Source organism: Microcoleus sp. A003_D6, assembly GCF_036702825.1.
GTDB lineage: Bacteria > Cyanobacteriota > Cyanobacteriia > Cyanobacteriales > Microcoleaceae > Microcoleus.
Map to the genome: position 1 here is coordinate 1 of NZ_JAUBWA010000269.1, position 2519 is coordinate 2519.

Here is a 2519-nt window from a genome sequence, read left to right on the forward strand (position 1 = left end):
TCATTGGTCATTGGTCATTGGTCATTGGTCATTGGTCATTGGTCATTGGTCATTGGTCATTGGTCATTGGTCATTGGAACTAACTACTAACGAGTAACCACTAACGACTGGCTACTAACTACTGACTGCTGACTAATGACTAATAACTAATGACTAATAACTATGACCACCAAGGTGCTTCGCCGGTGCGGAAATCTGTTTCTTTCCAAGGGGTAAAAGCGATCTTGTCATCTGCGACAGTGGCGTGGGCTAGGGCCAAAGACAAAGGCGCGGGGCCGCGCACCACTTTGCCCTCATTGTTGTATTGAGAACCGTGGCAAGGACAGATAAACTTGTTTTCGCTAACATTCCAAGGAACGACGCAGCCCAAGTGAGTGCAGACTGCATTGATGCCGTAGTCGGCGAGAGATAAGTCTTCTTTCACCACAAGATAAGTGGGGTCGCCTTTGAGACCTTGGGCTAGAGTACGATCGCCCGCAGGGTGCGAAGCCAAATATTCGCTAACGATGATGTCGTTGCCCAAGGCATCTTTAGCTGTGACGCCGCCGCCAACTGCCCCACTCGACGGAGGAACAAAATACTGGACAACGGGATAGAGTGCGCCCAGTGCCACACCTGTGACTGTACCGAACGTCAGCAAATTCATAAATTGGCGACGCCCCATATCGGGAACGTCGGGATTTCCAGCAGAAGATTGAGCCATGACCTGCCTTTACGGTTTTAAGTTACGTTTGTTTGTGAGCTGTAGCTGTGAATCTGCTACGTGCAGACAACAGGAATAATTGCGGTTAATCTGCTTTCACTCTTGTTGAGGCAGCGAAAATTCCTTTTAAGAATGCGCCTTCCAGCTTTTATTAGAGTATTATTACATTTTTTGAACTTTGTCTTTTATTGTTTAAGGAATTAACTCAGGAGCCACCATGACGGGTCAGGATTTACACCAGCTATTGCTAGAGAAATGGGGAAAATCTTACGATATCAGATTGCGGCGGACGCGGGGCAAGATTTTTGTGCAAGTTATGTGGAAATACCTAGAACAGGCGTCTTTTCCGATGACGGAGGCTGATTATTTCGAGCATTTGGAGGCGGTGGCCAATTACCTCAACGGCTGGGGCAGCACCCAACAGGTGAGAGAATACATTGTAACTACTCGCGATCGCCCGCGCTTGGGCAAAGCTGTCAGCGTTCCCCTAGATTTGGGCGAAAGAGCCTCGGAGTGGTTGCTAGACGAGTTTTGAGTCAGTTGTCAGTTGTTAGTTGTCAGTTGTCAGTTGTCAGTTGTCATCAGTCATCAGTCATCAGTCATCAGTCATCAGTCATTAGTCATCAGTCATTAGTCATCAGTCATTAGTAGACCTCTTGCAAAAATCCTTTTAATCAAATTCTGGAACGGGCTCTCCGGCCCATTCCACAAGAAAAAAAATTTTGTGGGATGGGCATCTTGCCCGTCCTAGTTATTTTTGCAAGAGGTCTAGTCATCAATCATCAGTCATCAGTAGCCGATCGCCCATCTCGCGGCTTGTAAAGTTTTGTGTCTGGCGGCGGGATTTTGCGATCCCAAAGTCCAAAAAATCGTGAGGCGAACTTGTCAGCCGACTTGCTGGCGGCGAGAAACTAAGCTGTCGCGCCGCTAATTTTCGCAGTTTTTTTGATTTAAACTGTTGTGTGGCCGGCTTTCCGGCGCGAAGAATGCTGTGGGATTTAAATGCCGCAACAGCTTGTGGGGCTGTTTTAATTTTGGGCGATCGAATTTCTAGCTTACCAAAATCATCGGAACCAATTTCTGTCAACAATTTCACATACAATGAGTGTCAGATATCTTGTGAAACTTAGGAGAATGTTGTAATGGGTGTTGCAGTTGGAATGGTTGAAGTCTTAGGATTTCCCGCTGCCGTAGAAGTTGCAGACTCAATGGTGAAAGCAGCCCGAGTTACTTTAGTTCGCTATGAAAAAATAACCCGCGCTTACTGGACAATTATAGTTCGGGGAGATATTTCTGAAGTGCAAGCAGCCGTTGCTGCTGGAATTGAATCAGTTAAAAAGGTCGATGGCGGAAAGTTGTTATCGTATCACATAATTGCTCGTCCCCACGAGAATCTCGATTACATTTTGCCGATCGGCTACACTCCTGAAGTCGAACAGTTCCGAATGTAGTCAAAGTTTTGACAAAACTTTGGTGTTGAATTTTAACTTTTAGTAATTATAGAGGCGCGGGCGATCGCGTCTCTATATTTTTTTACTGGGAGTCGATATATTTTTTTGCTGTGTTTATCTGCGGTGTATTTTGCCGAAACAACAGCCAGAATAACTGGGAATTCTTAACCGTAGATTAACGCAGATAAACGCAGATAATACAATCACCCAGTAATCAAATCAGTGGCGGTGATTGTGATCTGAACTCCCTTCAGAATTCCGATGATTACCCCATTTTGACTAATCTCGGTGGCTCTCCTGAACTTGTGGTGATAATTTTATCTAATCAGAAAAACAAGCTAATACGCGATTTCTGAAATTATGAA

At 45.3% G+C, this 2519-nt stretch carries 4 protein-coding genes; 2 read left to right on the plus strand and 2 right to left on the minus strand.

Annotation, left to right across the window (positions count from 1 at the left end):
- Positions 1–160: 160 nt before the first annotated feature.
- On the minus strand, positions 161–703 hold the full coding sequence (gene petC / locus QUB70_RS32285) for a cytochrome b6-f complex iron-sulfur subunit (protein ID WP_332985882.1): 543 nt from the start codon (positions 701–703) through the stop codon (positions 161–163).
- Between the two features lie 217 nt (positions 704–920).
- Here petC and QUB70_RS32290 point away from each other — a divergent pair, with 217 nt between their 5' ends.
- The gene (locus QUB70_RS32290; RefSeq protein ID WP_332985883.1) at positions 921–1238 is read left to right on the plus strand and encodes a DUF3067 family protein; all 318 of its coding nucleotides are present in this window, start codon (positions 921–923) and stop codon (positions 1236–1238) included.
- Positions 1239–1478: 240 nt separating this feature from the next.
- On the opposite strand, the gene QUB70_RS32295 is transcribed toward QUB70_RS32290, so the two are convergent.
- A complete protein-coding gene (locus QUB70_RS32295; RefSeq protein ID WP_332985884.1) occupies positions 1479–1799 on the minus strand; it encodes a hypothetical protein in 321 nt (106 codons plus the stop codon).
- A gap of 46 nt (positions 1800–1845) precedes the next feature.
- On the opposite strand from QUB70_RS32295, the gene QUB70_RS32300 reads away from it, so the two are divergent.
- Positions 1846–2154, plus strand: coding sequence for a carbon dioxide-concentrating mechanism protein CcmK (locus tag QUB70_RS32300; protein WP_106149684.1), 309 nt, complete (start codon positions 1846–1848; stop codon positions 2152–2154).
- The last annotated feature ends 365 nt before the right edge of the window (positions 2155–2519 follow it).

What these genes read in the sequence shown, in the direction of transcription:
- QUB70_RS32300 (WP_106149684.1), top strand. Translation starts at nt 1,846, where the DNA reads ATGGGTGTTGCAGTTGGAATGGTTGAAGTCTTAGGATTTCCCGCTGCC.
- QUB70_RS32290 (WP_332985883.1), top strand. Translation starts at nt 921, where the DNA reads ATGACGGGTCAGGATTTACACCAGCTATTGCTAGAGAAATGGGGAAAA.
- petC (WP_332985882.1), bottom strand. Translation starts at nt 703, where the DNA reads ATGGCTCAATCTTCTGCTGGAAATCCCGACGTTCCCGATATGGGGCGT.